Here is a 21,189-nt window from a genome sequence, read left to right as displayed (position 1 = left end):
CATTACTAAAAACGTGTTATCTCATTATTTACTTGTACACTAAGTATATATGCAAATAGCGTGCCAAAAACAAAAGAGTAGAAAACCCTTTAAAATAAAGCATTTTCTACTCTTTTATTTATTTACACACTACATTCTTTTTTTACACACATATGAAATCGTCTACAAAGTTTGTTTTTTTATTTATTGATTGTTAATTGAACTTGATTGTCAATAAACATTTGAACAATATAAGCTACCTCATCTTCAACCATAACTACCCTATACTGCTTTTCCAATGTCATTAGCGCTGCTTTGACTAAATCAACCTCTAAACGATATTTTTTTACATAATTTTCTAAATTTGGAAATTCTCGGATCATTGAACCTACTTTAAGACGTTCAACTAAAAAGGCTAAATGGATGATAATCCCAGTATCTACCCCTGGCTCCACAATAATATGCATATCTGTTTGTAATTGATGAACGATTTTTTGTGATTGCATGACTAACTTATGAACAGAACCAACATTACGAATCGTTCCTTCTAACGATTGAATCATTTGTTCGATTGGAATATCTTCATCCACAATGCGTTTCAAAATATTCAGTTTTTCATTATCAAAAATATCATATGCTGAAAAATAAGGAATGTTTTGATAATCAAATTCAACAGTCCCAACAATAGCTTTAATTTCAAATTCTTCCATTAACTCATCAATATGTTGTTTGAAAGCCTCACGGTGTAAAAATTGCAGTTGAATAATTTTCGTTCGGCTTTGATCTATAACCGGACTAATTCTTTCATTTAAATGTTTAGCTACACCTTCACCAGTGAAACAAGTCACTAACACAGCTTTCTTTTGAGGTTTTTCTGTTTTTAAACTGGACTTAACCATATTTTCAAAAGTCAGTTGACAACTTTGATAGATATCCTCTAACGTCCGACCAACAGAAGCCATTCTAACAGCTTCTAAAACAATAGGAGTACTTACCATCGAAAGTGATTTTGTACGAATGCCTAATTCTTCAGAAATCATATTTCCAAAAGAAGTTAGAGATCCCATGTCGCTAAGAACTAACAAACCATTTTTAAATGTTTCTGGATTTTCCGTAATTGTTTTTTTGACTTTCTCATACATTTTTTGGACTTCCATTGTTAAGGGCATATCTATCGCACCACCAACATTTGTATCTAATAAATCTTGAACTGTCTCGAGCATACTTGTTGCTGTTGATTTACCATGCATTAAAACCATAATCGAAACCAATTCAGCTTTAGGTACAACTGTATCACTGATATCCAACGTTAAAAACATCGTAATAAATCCAATCTCATCAAAAGGCACTTCAATTTGGTATTCCTCTTCAATCATTCCAGATAAATCGATGGCTACTTGAAATTCTTTAGAATATTTTTTTCGGACATTATTTAAGTCAGGGTGAACAATTTGACGATTTTCTTTGATGCGCTCAAGAGAGCTTTGTAAATGTAAGGCAAATGCAAAACGTGCTTTTGGATTGTACTTACGATCTAGTCGTTCTTCCGCCACATCATACAAGCGATCTGTCAAATTTCTAAGCTGACTAGGAATCAAATCTTGATGAGCATCACTCATTGATAACTTTTCAACATAATCACGGAAATATTTCGTCATATCCGTTGCCATTAATTCTTCTAAATCAATGTCTTGAATACCACCTTCAGCCATGATTTCCCCGACTTTTTCTTCAATAACATTATAAACACTCATATCAGCTGATAGATCATTTTCTGATTGTCCTTTTTGGTCAACTGGGATATACGTAAAGTCATTAACCTTATTATCAATTAAACGCTCCATTTTTTCTGGTGCTTCTTTAACCCGTAACAATCCTTTTTGAACTTGCAAAGGTAAATCTTTTTGCGAAATTTTTAAATATTCTTCTTGATGTGTTCGATAATGTAGAAAGGCTTTCGCACAAACCAATTTTAAATCGCGCTGAACTTGGCCAATATTTCCGTCGGCATGGTAGAGCATAAAAGCTAACAACACGTCTCTTTCAACAACAATTTTTTGCCCTAAACGATTGGATTCTTTTTGCAAAAAAGTCGCAACTAACTCATACCGTTCATCGAGGCTCCGCTGATCTAAAGGTGGGAGCGTAATCATCATTGGGATGCGGCGATTAAAAGTTGATAATAAAGTATCTGAACTCTCTGTTGTTGCACCAATAATTTGGACACTAGCTTCATAAACTTGGCTACTTTCTCCCAATGGACGGTAAGTTCCTTTGTCAATAAAAGTAAACAGCATTTCTTGACCTTCTGGCGGTAAGCGATGAATTTCATCTAAGAATAAAATCCCGCCGTCTGCTTTACTCATTAGACCTACTCGATCTTCTGAAGCCCCTGTATAGGAACCCTTTTTAATACCAAAAATATGTCCAAATAATAATTGCGGGTTTTGAGCATAATCTGCACAGTTAAAGGAAATAAAAGGTGCATCTTTCGGTAAGGTCTGGGCCTCTATCGCAAATTGATACATGCATTCAGCAAATAACGATTTACCTGTTCCAGTTTTTCCAAAGATAATCGTGTGCAAGCCTCGAGGTGGATATAGAATTGCAGCTTTAGCTTGCTGAATCATCACTTTCAAAGATTCGTTACTTCCGATTAAATGTGAAAAAGACTCTTCTGGTTCCTCTTCTTGACTTATTATAGGACTAGATTCTAATCGTTGATACAAAACCGGACGTCCGTTAATCTTTTCAATTTTCTTTTCTTTATATAATTCATTTAAGTATCGACTTACATTAGCTCGGTCTAAATCTAATCCCGCCGCAATTTCAACCGCTGTCATTTTTTCAGAACGACTTTCTAAAAATGAAAATACCGTTGCTTTTCGATTCGTCACAATAAAAATCCCCCTGTTCAATCAAAATACTAGACTACAAAAAATAGTCCACTGAGCTTAAGTATTATCTATCCACTCAGTGAGCTAAAGCAAGTAAAACGACTTACTTTTATTGTTTAAATTCTATTTATCGATTTTCTTCTTGCGTGCACCTTTATTTTTTTGATCTTTCTTTTTATGCTTTTTCTTCACTACAGCAGCCGGTTTAGTACTTGGTTTTAATTGCTCTGTATTTTTTTCTTTCGCTTTAGCCTTACTTTTTTCAGTTGTCTTAGTCGTTACTTCATCCGTAATCGTTTCAGGACGTTCATTCATTAATTCACCACCAAATAAATACAAGCGCGTTAATTCTAATTCTAAAGGAGCAATTACTTTTTTGAAGTCACGTAAATCACGTTCATTCACCAGTGTTAAGACGGTCCCTGCTTGCCCCATTCTAGCTGTTCTACCAGAACGATGCACATAGCTTTCTTTTGCTACAGGTAAATCATACTGAATTACGTAAGGCAAACCTTGTATATCTAATCCACGAGATGCCACATCTGTCGTTAATAATAACTTAACCTTACCATTTCTAAATTGTTGTAAAGCATGCTGACGTTCTGTTTTATATTTTTCACCATGTAAAACAGCAACAGAAACTCCTTCAAAACTTAATTTTTCAGCTACAGTTACTAAATTGGCAACATTATTGATAAAAACTAATGCTCGAAAATCTGAGATTTGAGTCAGACGTTTTAGCATTTCTGTTCTCTTACGATTTGGCGTCTCAATATAAGCATGCAGTACTTTACCAGCTGAGGTATCTTCTGCAGTTACGTCTAACCAAAGTGGTTCTACATTAAACCATTTTGGTAAATCTTGCATTAATTCATTGCTTGTTGCTGAAAAGAAAGCTAACTGTGGTTTATTGGGAATTTTAGCGACAACTTTACGAACAGTTGCTAATTGATCTTGCTGCAATAGCTGATCGGCTTCATCTAAAATTACAGTTGCTACTTGATGCAATTTTAATTTTTTCATTTCTGAAATTTCTAAAATTCTACCTGCAGTACCTACAACAATTTCAGGCTTTTGTTTTAATTTTTCCAATTGACGCTTAATACTTGCTCCACCAATTAAAGGTTGAACGGTAATACCTACCTCTTTTGCCCATTCTTTTACAACTGCAGCAACTTGAACTGCTAGCTCTTGTGAAGGCGTGATAATAACTGTTTGAAGTCCACCTTTAACAACTGTTTTCGCCAAAATAGGTAACGTATAGGCAACCGTTTTCCCTGTCCCAGTAGGCGAAATCCCAACGACATCCGCTCCCTCTTTCATTGGTTCATAGGCTTTTTCTTGAATCACGGAAGGTTCTTGGTACCCTAATTTTTCCCAGTAGGCTTGTAACTCTTTTGCTTCTAATTTCATTATCTAATTTCCTCATTTCTCTAATGTTCATCACATTCAATCCTATTATACTTTAAAATAATGGAATTGTATTGATTCAATGTCAAATTTAGCTGATTTTCATGAAATTGCTAATTCACTTAAGGCTTTCACCCTTTAGTGAATTAGTACAAAGCGGCTGCTAAGACGACTTTGATCCTTTGTTTTTACTCTTTAGCGAATTGGTACAAAGCGAACATAGTGAGACTTTGCTTCCTTTCTCTCTACGGTTTGCATGCCATGGCTCTACGGCGCTCTGCGTCTAGAGCCGAAATACTTTTAGGATTATGCCACTGAGGTTAAGGGGTTCGCCCTTTAGCGAATTGGTACAAAGCGAACATAGTGAGACTTTGCTTCCTTTCTCTCTACGGTTTGCATGCCATGGCTCTACGGCGCTTTGCGCCTAGAGCCGAAATACTTTTAGGATTATGCCACTGAGGTTAAGGGATTCGCCCTTTAGCGAATTGGTACAAAGCGAACATAGTGAGACTTTGCTTCCTTTCTCTCTACGGTTTGCATGCCATGGCTCTACGGCGCTTTGCGCCTAGAGCCATGGCAAAAAGGGAATATATCTAACGAAACATTAGATACACCCCTTTATCAATAATTTATATATTCACTATTCTTACCTATTTTTCTGTGTCAGCCTCAAACACAATTCCTGCATCGTCTCTCAATGCTTTTAAAACTTGATTGACTTCACGACTTAATTTTAACCAACTTGCATACTTTTCTTTATTTTCTTCTGTATCAGGTGCATTAATAACATCTGCAAAAGCTTTAGCTTCATCTACCATTGGATTTTCTTTTGGTGCAGCTGCTAATTGCATCGTTTGATCATTTTTCCAATCTACTACCTCAATTGATGAAATTGCATTCACGCCATCCATTACGATAGTTTTATCTAAACTATATATTTCTGAAGGTAAATACGATTGAACAATTTTACCAGTAATCAAGGTTACATTGAAAGTTGGATAGCGTAAGATAATTGTCCCCATACCATCTACACCTGTAGCTATTTTTTGTGGGAAATAATGACAACTTTCTGGCATGCCAAACCAACCAACAGCCGCATAAACGCTGTAAACACCTAAATCAGATAATGCTCCACCTGAAAAACGTAGTGAGAAAATATTAGGCTCGTCCCCAGCTAAAACTTGATCATATCGTGAAGAATATTTCATATAGGTAAAGGTTGCTCCCGCAATAGTTTCTAATTTGCTAATTTCATCTTTCACAATTGCAAAATTCTCTTCATGAATGTGTCTTGCTGCTTCTAACATAAGAACATTGTTTCTCTCAGCAACTTCAACAGCTAATTCCCATTCACTAGGGTTAGAAAATACAGGTTTCTCTATAATAACATGTTTTTTAGCTTCCATTAATGTAACAGCTTGCTGAAAATGTAAGCTGTTTGGTGAAGCAATATAAACAACATCAATTTCAGGATGTTGTGCGAATTTTTCTAAATCGTTTTCAAAAATAGTTGCTTGATAAGGTGCACCAAATTTTTCAGCTTGTTCTAATTTACGTGAATAGACACCGACTAACTGATACTCTCCTGTTGCAATCGCAGCATCGACAAATTGATTTGTAATCCAGTTTGTTCCTATAATTCCTAAATTTAACATTGGACAACTCTCCCTTAAGTGATTTCCTATTCTAGCTTAAATGGAATCTCTTCCTTTATTGTAATCTGACTTGGGGTCACATGACAAGTATAAACTACTATTGCTACGCCTTTTTCTTGTGCCTTTTTAATTGCAACAGCTAATTCAGGCTGCATATTTCGATTAATCGTTCCATAATTTGCCTGGCTCATTTGAACGATAAAACAGACTGCTCCTTGGTAACCATTTTCTATAGCTAAACTCAGCTCATTTACATGCTTTAAGCCACGTAACGTAGGTGCATCTGGAAATGATACAATACCACTATCTTCTAAGGTCATTCCCTTAACTTCAACAAATATCTTCTCATTTAAATCAGTTTCAAAATAAATGTCAAATTTAGAATGCAAATAAGTTACTTCACGCTTTAGCTGAATAATCTTGCCTTTAACTTGTGGTAATTTAATTTGTCCAGCTAGTAATCCCTCAACTGCAATTGTATTCGGTACTTGGCTATCAATATTAATTAATAAAGGTCCTTTTCTAACAGCAATTAAATCATAATCCGTTTTTCTTGTTTTTGAAGGAACATAATTTAAATAGACTGTAACACCTGGAATTAATAATTCTTTACAACGTCCTGTATTTTTAACATGGACTACTTTCTGCTCCCCATCAACTTCACATAGAGCAATAAAACGGTTGGGCCTTTCAATAAAAATTGCTGGTATGATAGCTGCATACTCTGCCATTTTGCTTGTCCTCACTTTTTAAATACTTCTTTCCTATCATACCAAATTTAAATAAACTGTCAAACAACAAAAAAAGTAGTGCTGACTTTTGTCAACAGCTACTCTCATTACTGATTTGATTCAATTTCAAGTAACGCTTTTTTAGGAATTGAAGATTTACTTGTTTCTTCCCATGATAAAACGCCTTTTTTATGATTATATTTCACCTTTAAATACGCACCTTCACGCAATGGACGCCCGATACTTCCAGTGAAATCAATCATCGTTATCTTTCCTTTTTCATCAATTGCTTTCAGTTTATAACGATAATCAAGGACAGTATTCCCTTTATTGTCTTTTGTTTTAAGTTCCTCTATAGGAGCATTAACTTTTGTATATAGATCTTGACCTGTATAATTTTTAAAATAATAACTACCACCAATTACAAGTAATACGAGCACTACTATACTAATTATTTTTTTCATGTAAAATCCCTCATTTCTGATTCTAAGTATATCTAAAATCAGAAAATTAGTCCTACGATTCTTCTTACAAACTAAGAATCTAATCTTACAAAATAGTTAGTTCAAGGTCACGACAACCAATTCAGGTCGATTATTGATTCTAAATGGAAAGCTAGAGTTTCCTATTCCACGACTAACAACCATTCGTTTACTTTTCATTTCTGGATGATAATAAACTCCACTTGTATATTTCGGGAAACGTCCCTGTCCTGGTGCGAATAAACCACCAATGAACGGCACTCGAACTTGACCACCATGTGCATGACCCGTAAACGTAATATCTGGCGCTTTCGTCTTATCAAGGTAATATTGTTCAAAAAACTCTGGATGATGAGCTAGCAATAGTTTAGGCTGTTCTTGCATACCTTCATTTAATTGAATTCCATTTAGTAACGGAACCGATAAGGTCTTAAAATTTTCTTTTTCAGATAACCCCATAACAACAAGACCTGCATTTTCAATTTGAAGCCATTCTGCTTCATCAATTAATACACGAACGCCCGCAGCAGTTAATATATTTTCCCATTCTTGAAGATGCCCACTGTTCAAATCATGGTTTCCAGTTACTGCAAAAGTTGGTGCGATTTCAACTAATTCTTTTGCAAACTGTGCCAATTCAATTTTAGGTAGCTCTCCTCGAACGTCAACTAAATCACCTGTTAAAACAACCAAACTTGGTTTTTCATCCCTTGTTAAATTAATAATTTTTTCCAAAGAAACATTATTCCTTGGAATATGCAGATCAGAAATATGAACAATTTTTTTATTTTTTAATGACGTAGCTAAATATGGAATTGTTAACTGAAATCGTGTCAATCCAACCCAATGGTTTTGATTATATAAATAGATAGCTAATACTGCTAAAATTAACACAATTAAAATGATAGAATAAGTCCACAAAATCTGATTCCTCCTTGTAATAAAAAGCTCGTTTAGCCGGGTAGCTCCGATAAGAAAATAGGAAAAATTGATATGGCGCTTTTTGCCATCTCGAATTTTTATCTTTTTCTCGAGGAGTTGGTTCATAAGAGCTAGCCTTATAAAAAAAGATTGTTGAGGCGAGTAGCTCACTAAAAAGTTTATTGAGTTTGCTCAAGATCGAATGAAGAATCGGGAATTTATCTTTTTCCGAGGCGCTAGCAACTAACTATAATTAAATTTACTTTTGCCCCAATGCCTTAAACTCTGCTTCACTACCTCGATAAACAACTAAATCTAAACTGTTTTGTTTAATTGCTTTGTTGCCTAAAGTTCCATCTTCAGTATACTCCCAAAAACTCCATTTTATAGGTTCTTTTATGTCTGGAGAACTTGTAGTATCCACTAACCAAATCAATGTTTCAGGAAATTTCCCGTTAATATAACGTTCATAAATATCTCGATTTGTACATAAAACTAGTTGTTGTTGTGTTAACTCACTGACAGTTGAAATAAACGCCTTCAATTCAGTTTCCACATTTGTTTTATCAGGAGGATTTTGTTGTTTATTTCCATAAAATTCAATAATTATAGCTGGAGGTAAATCACTATTTGTAGGCTGGTATACTTGTAAAAAATTTTCTGCTTGGGTAGCTCCAGGGCTATCAAAACTAAAATAATGACTGGCCCCATGACGTAAATTTGTTCCTTTAATGCGATCCCAATTAACCATGAATTGGTCATCTTGGTAGCTACTTCCTTCAGTTGCTTGAATATAACCAAAAGATAACTTTGACTCTTCAATAGATTGCCAATCTAAATGGCCTTCGTCTGCTGAAACTTGCACACCTTTGATTGGAAAATCTTTTATCTCTTGTTGCGGAAAAAAAGAAAGTCCCCAAACCTTACTAATGATTAAATAAAGGAATACAATAAATACTAGCCCTACTCCAATCATTGCAATTATTTTAGTTGGATTTTTTCTAGGGTCTTTATTTAAGTAATAAATTTGTACAACCTCCTTAGTCACTCTTATATAAATTATGCACAAAACAAAAAAATGCAAACAGTTGTTTCTATTTTAGCATAAAAATTCAAAATAAGTATTAAGAAATTTTTTAATTTAAGAAAGAAGTAGGTAAAATTCATTTTAAAAACTTCCTTGTCTAAATTCATTATATGGAAAAATTAGTACTAGTTTCGATTATTTTAAATTTTTCTCTTCGGGTCGATTCATACTGTTTTTTTTATAAGATGAATTGTGTTAAGGATCACAGTCCATCTTCGATGGATGTGTATCATGGTTCTAAGTTGCTAAAGCAACGAGAACCATGACAAAGCAACAAGAACCATGATAAAAAGAGTTAAAATGAATGACTATCCATCTTAACTCCAGATATTTTTATTTTTTAACTAGTAATGTCACACTCTCCACATGGCTTGTTTGAGGGAATAAATCAACTGGTTGAACTTTCTCAACTTTATACCCACCATCAGCTAGTAAAGCTAAATCTCTTGCCAATGTTGCTGGATTACAACTTACATAAATTATTTTATTAGGTTTCATTGTAAGTGCTGCTTCGATAAAGCTACCTTCCAACCCTTTACGAGGAGGATCCACAACTAACAAATCAACTGCTAATTCTTTCTCAGCCCACTCAACCATTACCTCTTCAGCTAAACCAGCTTCAAAAGTTACATTTTCAATGCCATTTAGTTTTGCGTTGTTTTTAGCATTCTCAACAGCTGCTTCAACTACTTCAATACCATAAACTTCTTTCGCTTCTTTAGCTAATGAAAGAGAAATTGTTCCAATTCCACAATACGCATCAATAACTGTTTCTTTTCCAGTTAGCTCAGCATATTCTAACACTGTTTGATATAATTTTTCTGTTTGAGTTGGATTTACTTGGTAAAAAGCAGATGCTGAAATTTGGAAAGTATTGCCTAATAGCGTATCAGTAAAATAATCTTGACCCCATAAAACAATATTTTCAGGTCCTAATATTTTATTTGTACGACTTGGATTTACATTTTGAATGATACTAACCACTTCTGGTAATGCCTCTGTAATAGCAGGTAAAATTTTACTTGTTGGAAATAGTTTATTTGTTCTAGTAACTAAAACAATCATGATTTCGCCTGTATGATAACCACGGCGCACAACAATATGGCGTAAATTCCCAGTATTTGCTGCTTCGTTATAAGGTTTCACATTAAATTCGCGCATAATATCGCGTACAATCACAACAGCTTGATCAATTTTTGGATCTTGAATGACAAAATCTTCCATTGCAATTAAGTCATGACTATTTTTACGGAAAAAGCCAGTTGTTAGTTTATCATTTTGTTTACGAACTGGGATTTGAGCTTTATTACGATAACCCCAAGGTTCTGCCATTCCGATTGTTTCAAAAACAGGAACTTCTGGCATTTTAGCAATTCGTTCCATAACATTTCGTAATTGTTGGCGTTTAAAAACTAATTGAGAGGCATAAGTCATATGTTGTAGAGGCGTAATTCCCACTCTAGTATAATTTTCATCTTTAATTTCTACTCGACTTTGGCTTGAAGTCAAACGTTTCATCATTTTTCCGTAACCAAAAGATTTACCTGTTTTATGGATTTTAATTTCCATTTGTTCCCCAGGTAAAGCATTTTCGATAAAAATTGGGTAACCTTCTATTTTAGCAACCCCCATACCTTCATGAGTTAAATCCTCAACCTTAACTGTATGTTTTTCATTTTTTTTAACGGGTATAATTCTTTCTTCTTTCATTAAAAAGCTCCTTTCGCTTGACAATGTCTATTCAACAGTAATAAGCAGTGTTTTATGTCCTACAATTTTCAAGGTTCTAACTTTATTTAAATAGGATGTATGTTTTTATTTTAAGGACAATCACAAAATTGAATCACAAGTAACAAAAGACTAAGTTCCGCTAATCCTCGTCACTTTTCCATTCAAAAAGTTTGCTGTCCTTTTAGAGTATCTCACAAAAGGACAGCAAACTCAAAATAATTTGTCGTTTAATTCGTAATTTCTACTTTTTATCAGGTTTTGAAATAACTCCATCCCCGTCAATATCTTCATTCGTTAAGTGTTCCATTTCTTTAATGAAGGCTTCTTCAGCGGCTTCTATCTCTTCTTCACCAATAACAGCATCATCAGGAATAGCATCTAAATCACCAAACATTTCAATATGTTGATGTAAATTTGTAAAAGTCATCGGTGCATCTCCACCATATTCACCATCTAAATTAATCATCATTCTTGATCCATCCATTGGCTCAGCTTTTACTTTACTCGATTTTACATAGAGAAGTTTTGGATGATCAATATGTTTTCCACCATTTAACATTAAAGCCACAAGATGTAGAATTTCCACAACATTAGAAGTTTTAATGATCATTAGCGAAAATAAACCGTCATCTAAATGGGCGTCTGGTGCAATTTGCTCAAAACCGCCAACTGAATTTGTTAATCCTAATAAGAACATCGAAGCTTTTCCTTCATAGACACCTTCATCATATTCAATCCGCATTGGAATCGGTTTGACTCTAGGCAGCATTTCAGCCCCTTTGACTAAATAAGCTAAATAGCCAAAAATCGATTTTAATTGAGATGGAACATCATAGGTTAATTCAGTTAAATTCCCACCGCCAGCAATATTTATAAAATAAGTTTCATTGGCTTTACCGATATCCATTTTAATGGTTTGGCGCTTCTGAATAACTTTTGCTGCAGCAACAACATCATTGCGCGGAACATGAAGTGCTCTTGCATAATCATTAGTTGTTCCAGCAGGAATAATGGCCATTTTCGGACGATTTTCTAAATGTGCAATGCCGTTAACAACTTCATTAATCGTTCCATCCCCACCAGCTGCTACTATTAATTCAAAACCATCTAAAGCAGCTCGTTCGGCTTCTTTCTTGGCTGAATTTGGTTCTGCAGTTGTAGCGAATGCGCTGGTTTCATAACCCTCTGCTTCAAGAATCTCTAAAATGTCGACTAAACTTTTTTTAAGAACTTCTCTTCCTGAAGTTGGATTATATATGACTCTTGCTCTCATAAATATCCTCCTTTGGAAATATCTATTTCCAATTAATTACCGTTTTGCCAATTCTTGGTTCAATAATTGATTTACTACACCAGGATTTGCTTGTCCTTTAGTAGCTTTCATAATTTGACCAACTAAGAAACCGACTGCGCGATCTTTTCCGTTTTTGAAATCTTCAATCGATTGTGCATTATTATCTAAAACCTCATTAATCATTGGCAATAGTTGCGCTGGGTCAGATAATTGAACTAAACCTTTAGCTTCAACCACTTTCTTCGCATCTCCACCGTTTAAAATTAATTCACGGAAAACTTTTTTCGCAATTTTAGAACTAATCGTCCCATCTTCAATTAAGGTAATCATACCAGCTAAGTTTTCAGGAGTTAATTTTGTTTCAGCTAATTCAAGTTTTTCACTGTTTAAATAAGCAGATACTTCACCCATTAACCAGTTTGATGCTTGTTTTGCATCAGCTTTTTTGTTTAGCATTTCTTCAAAGAAATCAGACATTTCTTTTGTTTGCGTCAGAACCATCGCATCATACTCTGGTAAACCTAGCTCATTTACATAACGTAAACGACGAGCTTTAGGCATCTCTGGAATGCTTTGACGAACCCGTTCCACCCATGCATCATCAATTTCTAAATTGGGAATGTCAGGTTCTGGGAAATAACGATAATCACTTGAACCTTCTTTAACACGCATTAAAATAGTTTCGCCGGTTACTTCATCATAACGACGTGTTTCTTGTTGAATTACACCACCGGATAATAATACTTTTGCTTGACGAATTTCTTCATGAGCTAACCCACGACGAACAAAGTTAAATGAGTTTAAGTTTTTAAGCTCCGCTTTTGTCCCAAATTCTTCTTGACCAATTGGACGTAAAGAAATATTGGCATCACAACGCATTGAGCCTTCTTCCATTTTCACATCACTAACACCTGTAAATTGAATAATTTGTTTAACTGCTTCTAAATAAGCATAAGCCTCTTCTGGTGAACGCATATCTGCTTCTGAAACAATTTCAATTAATGGCGTACCTTGACGATTTAAATCAACATAAGAATACCCATCTGAACCATGGTTATTTTTACCAGCATCCTCTTCCAAGTGTACACGTTCAATTCTGATTTTCTTCGTTACACCCTCAACTTCAATTTCAATCCAACCATCATGTCCAATTGGTTGATCAAATTGTGAGATTTGGTATGCTTTGGGATTATCTGGATAAAAGTAATTTTTACGGTCAAATTTAGTATGTTGTGAAATTGTACAATTCAAAGCTAAGGCTGCACGCATTCCAAAATCAATTGCTCTTTGGTTAACAACTGGTAATACACCAGGGTAACCCCAGTCAACAACGTTCGTATTTGTATTCGGTTCTGCACCAAAATGAGCTGGAGCAGACGAGAACATTTTAGAGTCGGTTTTTAATTCTACATGGACTTCAAGTCCGATTACTGTTTCAAAATTCATCTAGCTTTCTCCTCCTACAAGTTTGGTTTTTTTTGATGAAAATCAGTTGCTTGCTCGAAAGCATAAGCCGCTTTATAGATTGTTTCCTCGTCGAAATGTTTTCCAATTAATTGTAACCCGATTGGCATGCCATTTTCTGCAAAACCACATGGAATTGAAATCGCAGGAACCCCCGCTAAGTTAACAGGAACCGTTAAAATATCGTTCATGTACATAGTCAATGGATCATCCATATTTTCACCTAGATTAAAGGCCGTTGTTGGAGTAGTTGGTCCTAAAATTAAATCATAGTCCGCAAAAACATTTGCAAAATCTTGCTTAATTAATGTACGAACTTGACCCGCTTTTTTGAAATAGGCATCATAATAACCTGAGCTTAATGAGAATGTTCCTAACATGATACGACGTTTTACTTCCATACCAAAACCTTCTGAACGACTCATAACATATAGCTCTTCTAACGATTCAGCTTCTGGAGAACGATAACCATAACGAACACCGTCAAAGCGTTGCAAATTAGATGACGCTTCACTTGAGGCGATAATATAGTAAACGGCAATCCCATATTTTGAATGAGGTAAACTAACTTCTTCAACTGTTGCACCTAATTCTTTATAAGTGTCAATCGCAGCTAAAACAGATTTTTTAATCTCTTCATCAATACCCTCTTGTAAGTATTCTTTTGGTACACCAATCTTCATACCTTTAATATCTCCAGTTAGGTTAGCTGTAAAATCTGGAACACTTGTACCAGAACTCATTGAATCATTTGCATCATAGCCACTAATTGCGTTTAAAACATAGGCATTATCTTTAACTGTACGTGTAAATGGTCCGATTTGATCTAAACTTGAAGCAAAAGCAATTAAACCAAAGCGTGACACGCGGCCATAAGTTGGCTTCATCCCAACAACACCTGTAAAAGCCGCTGGTTGACGAATACTTCCACCAGTATCACTACCTAAACTAATTAAAAGTTGTCCAGCTGCTACTGCAGCTGCAGAGCCACCTGATGAACCTCCTGGAACTTTAGTTAAATCCCACGGGTTTTTTGTTTGTTTAAAGTACGAGGTTTCTGTGCTTCCGCCCATAGCAAATTCATCCATGTTTAATTTACCAACAGGAATTAAGTCCGCTTCGTAAACTTTATTCATGACTGTTGCATCATAAATTGGCATAAAATCTTCTAGCATTTTGCTGGCTGCTGTTGTGCGTAAATCTTTCGTCACAATATTATCTTTAATACCAATTGGTAAACCAGCTAGAACATTTGATTCAGTAATGCCTTTAGCATCCATATTTTTAGCTAACTGTAAGGCTACCTCTTCATTTAATGTAATAAATGATCCGACTTTATCTTCTGTTTCATGAATACGTGAAAAAGTTTCTCTCATGATATCTTCTGCAGTAATTTCTTTTGATACAAGTAAATTGTGTAACTCAATTAGTTCTTTATCTAATAAACTCATGCTCCAGCCTCCCCATTATCCATGATTGCAGGCACTTCAATTAGGCCGTCTTTTTCAGCTTTAACGTTTTTAAATAATTCTGAGCGCTCTGTTCCAGGTACAGCAACATCTTTGCGCATTGCATTTACGATTTCTAAACCATGAGTAGTTACAGGAACTCCTGTTGTATCAACTTGTTCTAATTGTTCAACCATTCCAATAATTTCATCCATTTGTTCTGTAAAATGTGCAATCTCACTATCTTTAAAAGCTAGTTTAGATAGCTTTGCAACGTGCTTCACTTCAGTTTCATTAATTGCCACTATATCTCAACCCTCTTTCTTTTGATTTTTCAATCATAAAAACTCAACTCCTATTTTAGCATAAACCTGATGTACTAACTATCTAAATCTTAAGTTTTTAGTGCTATTTCAACGAAAACAACTTACTTTTGAAAATAAGTTCCTTTTCTTTATTTCTTTTATCTGATTAAATACAAGAAAATGCCGAGAAAGTTCTCAGCATTTTCTTCTTTATTAATCAAAAACATGATACTTAAATTCATTACTATTAGGTTCTCTGCTTAGGAAAGCTTCCATTCCTTGCATTGAGTTAATGGAAATTTCAATTGGGATTCCTGATGGAAGTAAATTGGTTTTATCCGCTACAAATTGTGTGAATGCAATGATTTCAGAGGCTCCATAAAATTGAGTCGTAATATTGACCGTCATCTTTGTAAGCACATCATCTTTATAGTATGCTTCTGCCGTTACTCCACTTAAATTTGGGAAAAATTCTTGAACGGAAGATTTAAAATCAGCAAATTTTGATTTTTCTTCATTTGAATCGTCCTCATTATTTGGAAAAATGACTTTCTTTTCATTGATTGCCGTCCAATCCCCAACAGTAGTTGATCCATCTTTACTAACTGCCGAAGCAAAATAAACGCCACCAGCTAGTGTATCTCTTGGTGATTGTTCAAATAAAGAAATCATAATAGGAACATTTCCCATACCTTCCATTTTTCTCATTCGAGCAATAATTTCATTTGCCATCGCCTTACCTTGGGCTTCTAAGTCAGCACGTGAAATTTCAGTTTGAAACTCTGCACCATATAATACTTTTTGGTAATAATCAACACTATTCATAGCTAGTCCAATACTCACACCAGCTAGTTTAAAATCGTCGCCCTCTTTCACCATGTAATTTTGCTCTAAAATTTGAGCTAAATAACGTGGTGCTCTTGTATCTGGTTCAACTTGACCATTGTCAGCTGGATTTAAACCATTCGGTCCGTTATTTGAATTTGGATCTTCTTCAGCTGCCTGTCTAGCAATCCAACTTTTAATCGTTCCGCTATCAAGCATTTGACCTTCTCTAAAATAATAACTATCCGTTGGAAATGGTTCTTGAGATAGACTAATTAATCCTGTTTCAAAAGCTTTCATATTGTACCCAGAATTCAAACTTAGACTGATACCTCGTGACTTACTTGTTTGATACTCTTTATCATTTTTCATGACTGTGCGATAATAATCAGTCGATAATTGTGTTTTTGTAGTCTTCTCAGTACCTTTTGAACTTTCTGATTTACTAGCTTCATTTGGAGTTGCACCATTGCCACAAGCAGCTAATGCTACCACACACATTGCTAACAAGACCATTAATTTTTTATTCATGTAGATTCTTCCTCTCCTTCCAACTGTTCTAATAGCTGATCTTCATTCCAAACAGCTACTTCTAATTTTTCCGCTTTAGTTAATTTACTTCCTGCTTCAGCACCTGCAACAACTAAATCAGTCTTCTTCGAAACACTCCCTGTTACTTTTCCACCTAAGTTTTCGATTCGTTCCTTAGCTTCTTCACGAGTAAAGTGGGTTAGTTTCCCTGTCAAAACAATTGTTTTCCCATTAAAATAGGAATCACTTTCAGCTAATTCAGCTCTTTTCTTACCCAAGTACGTTAAATTAACTTGGCATTGCTCTAGTTCGGCTAATAACTCTGCCACTTCTGGCAATTCGAAGTAGGTCACGACACTATCAGCAATAATCTCGCCAATACCATCTACTTCAATAATATCTTCTTTAGTCGCTTGACTCAGCCCCGCCATCGATTCAAACCGTTCAGATAAAAGCTTGGCAGCTTTAGCACCAACATGACGAATTCCTAAACCAAATAGCAAACGTTCCATTGAATTCTGCCTACTATTATCAATCGCTGTTAAAATATTATTAGCAGACTTCTCTTTAATTTTTTCTAATGTCAACAATTGCTCAAAGGTTAATTGATACAAATCAGCGACATCATGAACAAGCTCTTTTTCATACATTTGAACAATAACTCGATTACCTAAACCATCAATATTCATTGCATTTCGTGAAACAAAATGGGATAACCCTTCTGTAATTTGAGCTGGACATTTCGGATTTATGCAACGCAATGCGACTTCTTCTTCTAAATGAACCAGTTCACTTTGACAAGCCGGACAATGGGTGGGCATTAAATAAGGCTGACTATTAGGTTCGCGTTTATCCGTTATAACTCTTGTCACCTCAGGGATTATATCCCCAGCCTTATGAATCACAACGGTATCTAACAAACGTATATCACGTTCTTTAATTAAATCAACATTGTGCAAACTTGCTCGTTGCACTGTCGTTCCAGCTAAATGAACCGGGTCCATAATCGCTGTTGGTGTCACCACCCCAGTCCGCCCGACTGTCCATTCAATTTCACGAACCACTGTAATGGCTTCTTCTGCTGGAAATTTATAGGCAATTGCCCAACGTGGGGCTTTAACTGTAAAACCTAAGGCTGCTTGTGTAGCAAAGTTATTGACTTTAATTACAATTCCATCAATCTCATAAGGTAAATCAACACGCTTCTCATGATAGTTTTCAACATACTCCCATACCTCGTCAATTGAATTACATAAATGACGCTCATGATTGGTTCGTATCCCCAATTGATCTAATTCATTTAAGGCTTCATCTTGACCTGTAGCTGTAATTTCACCAAAGTCTGCAATAGTATACAAAAAGGTATTTAAATTACGCTTAGCCGCTAATTTAGGATCTAATTGACGCAAGCCACCAGCAGCAGCATTCCGCGGATTCGCAAAAACATCTTCACCATTTTCTTCACGCTCTTTATTTAAAGCTATAAATGAAGACTTAGGCATATAACATTCACCACGAACTTCAATTGAGTACGGTTTTTGTAAACGCAATGGCACTGATTTTACGGTGCGAATATTTTGAGTAATATCCTCACCAATCGTCCCGTCTCCTCTTGTTGCTGCCTGGACAAGCTGTCCATTTTCATATTTTAAGGATATTGCTAAACCATCAATCTTTAACTCACAAATATATTGAATGTCTTCATCTGGTAAAAGTCGCTTAATGCGTTCATCAAAACTAATTAAATCTTCGCGATCAAACGCATTTCCTAAACTTAGCATCGGAATTTCATGAACAACCTTTGTAAAACCTGGTAATACCTGACCCCCAACTCTTTGAGTCGGAGAATCACTTGTAATTAAATCAGGATACTCTGTTTCTAATTGAACCAATTCATGGTAAAGCACATCGTAGTCATGATCAGATATTGATGGATTGTCTTTAACGTAGTACTGATAGCTATATTGATCTAATTCCCCACGTAATTCTACAGCTCTTTTGTTGGCTTCCTCAAAGGATATCGGTTCACTCATTTTCAAATCCCTCTTTCTTACTGGTTAATTTTCAAGCTTTTTCTATTGGTGCAAAGGCTGCTAACAACCTTTTAATGCCTTGCTCTTTAAAGGCCACATCTAATTCTAAATTATCTGCATCGCCAGAAACTTTCACGACCGTTCCGACACCCCATTTTTTGTGCATTGCTTTATCGCCAACTGTCCATGGTAGTTTTTCTGCACCACTTTCTACTTTATTTTGAGAAACAGGTGACTTATAGGTAGAAGCTGTCGCACGTTGCGTTTGATTGCGATTTAGTAAACTGCTGCCTCCCATCGAACTGCCACTACGTCCAAATGGCAAATTCCCTGACATTTGATTGCCAGACTCTAATGCTTCTTCGCTAATTTCTGCAATAAAGCGCGATGCAGCATTTGCTTGCGTTCGACCATACAACATCCGTGAATAAGCATTCGTAATATAAAGTTTTTGCTCAGCTCGAGTAATTCCAACATAAGCTAATCGACGTTCCTCTTCTAGTTCATTCTCCTCCATTAGCGCTCTGGAAAGTGGGAATACGCCCTCTTCCACACCAATTAGGAAAACGATTGGAAACTCTAATCCTTTGGCTGCATGAAGTGTCATTAAAGTAACTTCACTCGTTTGTTCTTCCTCTAAATTATCCAAATCAGAAACTAAAGCTAAATCCGTCAAGAATGTTAGTAAACTCTTATCTTCGCTACTGTCTTTTTCAAATTGTTGCGTTACAGAAAGGAATTCTTGAATATTTTCAATTCGCGATTCAGATTCTAATGTTTTCTCTATTTCTAACGCTTTTAAATATCCACTACGTTTTAAAACTTCTTGAACGAGTTCTGTTACAGGCAAGTACTCTTGCATTTTATGAAAATCTTTTAACATAAAGGCAAATCCTTCTAATTCTCCAGCTGCCTTACCCGTAATTGGCGTAATGGTTACATTAAGAGCTGTTTCCAATAATGACCAACCATACTGGTTAGCTGCTGTTCTTAACTTATCAACTGTACCAGGACCAATCCCACGTTTTGGAACATTAACAATTCGTTCAAAACTCATATTATCTTCTGGGTTGGCAATTAAGCGTAAATAAGCCAAAATATCGCGTATTTCTTTACGATCGTAGAACTTATGACCACCAACCATTTTATATGGAATATTTGATTTCAACAGATTTTCTTCCATTACCCGTGATTGAGCATTTGTTCGGTATAGAACGGCAAAATCGCCATAATTTAATTTACGTGTTCGCATTTCTTCCTGCATTTTAGAAACAATGTAGCGAGCTTCATCATGCTCAGATTGGCCACGATAATAAGTGATTTTTTCACCGTCTGCATTGTCTGTCCATAAATTCTTATCACGACGATTTGAATTGTTCCCAATAACATCATTGGCTGCTTTTAAAATCATTTTAGTCGAGCGGTAGTTCTGCTCCAACAAAACAACTTTTGCATCTGGATAATCTTTTTCAAAGTTTAAAATATTTTCCATGTTCGCACCACGCCAACCATAGATACTTTGGTCCGCATCCCCAACGACACATAGATTTTTAAATCGTTTAGCCAAAGTGTTTACTAATGTGTACTGCGCATGGTTCGTATCTTGATACTCATCAACATGAATATAATGAAATTTATTTTGATAAAAATCTAGTGTCTCAGGACTATCTTTAAATAAACGTGCTGTCAACATAATCAAATCATCAAAATCTACTGCTTGATTACGACGCAATTCTTTTTGATAGTCATCGTAACAATCAGCCACAATTTTTTCAAAAATACTTGATGCATATTCGCGGTACTCTTCCGCCGTTTGCAATTCATTTTTAGCATTACTTATTTGACTTAATATTGATCTTGGGTCATATTTTTTAGGGTCAATATTTCGCTCTTTTAAAATGCGTTTCATTAAAGTTTGTTGCTCACTTGGATCGCTGATTGTAAAAGCACGATTGTAGCCAATTTTATCAATATCGCGACGTAAAATACGCACACACATTGAGTGGAAAGTCGATACCCAAACATCATTTCCCCCACGTACATTTAAGCGATTTACCCGTTCTTTCATTTCTTTAGCCGCTTTATTTGTAAAGGTAATAGCTAAAATATTCCATGGATTCACTTGTTTTTCTTCAATTAAATAGGCAATACGATGCGTTAATACTCGTGTCTTCCCACTTCCAGCACCAGCCATAATTAAAAGAGGTCCTTCTGTTGCGATAACGGCCTCTTTTTGTCTTGGATTCATTCCACTTATTAAATCATCTCTTGATACCAACTTCTAACATCCTCTCAGTTTCATCCTCTATTACCGAATACTAGTTCTTTTATTTGTATGTGTAGTAGCATCGAAAAAATGTATCTACCTCACGAACTTTTGCAAAAAAAGGAACTCC

At 35.4% G+C, this 21,189-nt stretch carries 15 protein-coding genes; all 15 read right to left on the bottom strand.

Annotated elements, in window-relative coordinates; translation table 11 throughout:
* Positions 1–179: 179 nt before the first annotated feature.
* Positions 180–2,876, bottom strand: a complete 2,697-nt coding sequence (locus MHI00_RS04930; protein ID WP_056999270.1) for a sigma 54-interacting transcriptional regulator — start codon at positions 2,874–2,876, stop codon at positions 180–182.
* Positions 2,877–2,999: 123 nt separating this feature from the next.
* Positions 3,000–4,289 (bottom strand): DEAD/DEAH box helicase, encoded by a 1,290-nt coding sequence (locus MHI00_RS04925; protein WP_016356566.1) that lies wholly within the window; start codon positions 4,287–4,289, stop codon positions 3,000–3,002.
* 647 nt (positions 4,290–4,936) lie between these two features.
* Positions 4,937–5,941 carry a Gfo/Idh/MocA family protein gene (locus tag MHI00_RS04920; RefSeq protein ID WP_057001615.1) on the bottom strand — a complete coding sequence of 335 codons (1,005 nt, stop codon included), beginning with the start codon at positions 5,939–5,941 and terminating at the stop codon, positions 4,937–4,939.
* Positions 5,942–5,967: 26 nt separating this feature from the next.
* Positions 5,968–6,672, bottom strand: coding sequence for a DNA/RNA nuclease SfsA (sfsA, locus tag MHI00_RS04915; RefSeq protein ID WP_056999272.1), 705 nt, complete (start codon positions 6,670–6,672; stop codon positions 5,968–5,970).
* A 107-nt stretch (positions 6,673–6,779) separates the two neighbouring features.
* Positions 6,780–7,136 carry a YxeA family protein gene (locus tag MHI00_RS04910; RefSeq protein WP_015077095.1) on the bottom strand — a complete coding sequence of 119 codons (357 nt, stop codon included), beginning with the start codon at positions 7,134–7,136 and terminating at the stop codon, positions 6,780–6,782.
* Positions 7,137–7,232: 96 nt separating this feature from the next.
* The gene (locus MHI00_RS04905) at positions 7,233–8,075 is read right to left on the bottom strand and encodes a metallophosphoesterase (protein WP_057001616.1); all 843 of its coding nucleotides are present in this window, start codon (positions 8,073–8,075) and stop codon (positions 7,233–7,235) included.
* A gap of 259 nt (positions 8,076–8,334) precedes the next feature.
* Positions 8,335–9,123 (bottom strand): glycoside hydrolase family 25 protein, encoded by a 789-nt coding sequence (locus tag MHI00_RS04900; protein WP_341111617.1) that lies wholly within the window; start codon positions 9,121–9,123, stop codon positions 8,335–8,337.
* 372 nt (positions 9,124–9,495) lie between these two features.
* Entirely contained in the window at positions 9,496–10,872 is a 1,377-nt protein-coding gene (rlmD, locus tag MHI00_RS04895; protein WP_010051665.1) for a 23S rRNA (uracil(1939)-C(5))-methyltransferase RlmD, read from the bottom strand.
* Positions 10,873–11,134: 262 nt separating this feature from the next.
* A complete protein-coding gene (locus MHI00_RS04890) occupies positions 11,135–12,166 on the bottom strand; it encodes a diacylglycerol kinase (protein ID WP_015077161.1) in 1,032 nt (343 codons plus the stop codon).
* 36 nt (positions 12,167–12,202) lie between these two features.
* On the bottom strand, positions 12,203–13,633 hold the full coding sequence (gene gatB, locus MHI00_RS04885) for an Asp-tRNA(Asn)/Glu-tRNA(Gln) amidotransferase subunit GatB (RefSeq protein ID WP_010051659.1): 1,431 nt from the start codon (positions 13,631–13,633) through the stop codon (positions 12,203–12,205).
* 14 nt (positions 13,634–13,647) lie between these two features.
* The gene (gatA, locus tag MHI00_RS04880) at positions 13,648–15,102 is read right to left on the bottom strand and encodes an Asp-tRNA(Asn)/Glu-tRNA(Gln) amidotransferase subunit GatA (RefSeq protein ID WP_010051658.1); all 1,455 of its coding nucleotides are present in this window, start codon (positions 15,100–15,102) and stop codon (positions 13,648–13,650) included.
* Entirely contained in the window at positions 15,099–15,404 is a 306-nt protein-coding gene (gene gatC, locus MHI00_RS04875) for an Asp-tRNA(Asn)/Glu-tRNA(Gln) amidotransferase subunit GatC (RefSeq protein WP_010051657.1), read from the bottom strand. Before gatC ends, gatA begins: the two co-directional genes overlap by 4 nt.
* Before the next feature lie 213 nt (positions 15,405–15,617).
* On the bottom strand, positions 15,618–16,760 hold the full coding sequence (locus MHI00_RS04870; RefSeq protein WP_010051656.1) for a CamS family sex pheromone protein: 1,143 nt from the start codon (positions 16,758–16,760) through the stop codon (positions 15,618–15,620).
* Positions 16,757–18,793, bottom strand: coding sequence for an NAD-dependent DNA ligase LigA (ligA, locus tag MHI00_RS04865; protein WP_341111610.1), 2,037 nt, complete (start codon positions 18,791–18,793; stop codon positions 16,757–16,759). The genes MHI00_RS04870 and ligA overlap by 4 nt, the downstream gene beginning before the upstream one ends.
* Positions 18,794–18,824: 31 nt before the next feature.
* Complete coding sequence (pcrA, locus tag MHI00_RS04860) at positions 18,825–21,071, bottom strand: DNA helicase PcrA (protein ID WP_010051652.1); 2,247 nt, start codon at positions 21,069–21,071, stop codon at positions 18,825–18,827.
* Positions 21,072–21,189 lie beyond the last annotated feature (118 nt).

It is taken from the genome of Carnobacterium sp. FSL E2-0243 (assembly GCF_038003605.1).
Taxonomy (GTDB): domain Bacteria; phylum Bacillota; class Bacilli; order Lactobacillales; family Carnobacteriaceae; genus Carnobacterium; species Carnobacterium maltaromaticum.
The sequence above is the reverse complement of the archived record's forward strand: the minus strand, read 5'-3'. Positions and strand labels throughout refer to the sequence as shown.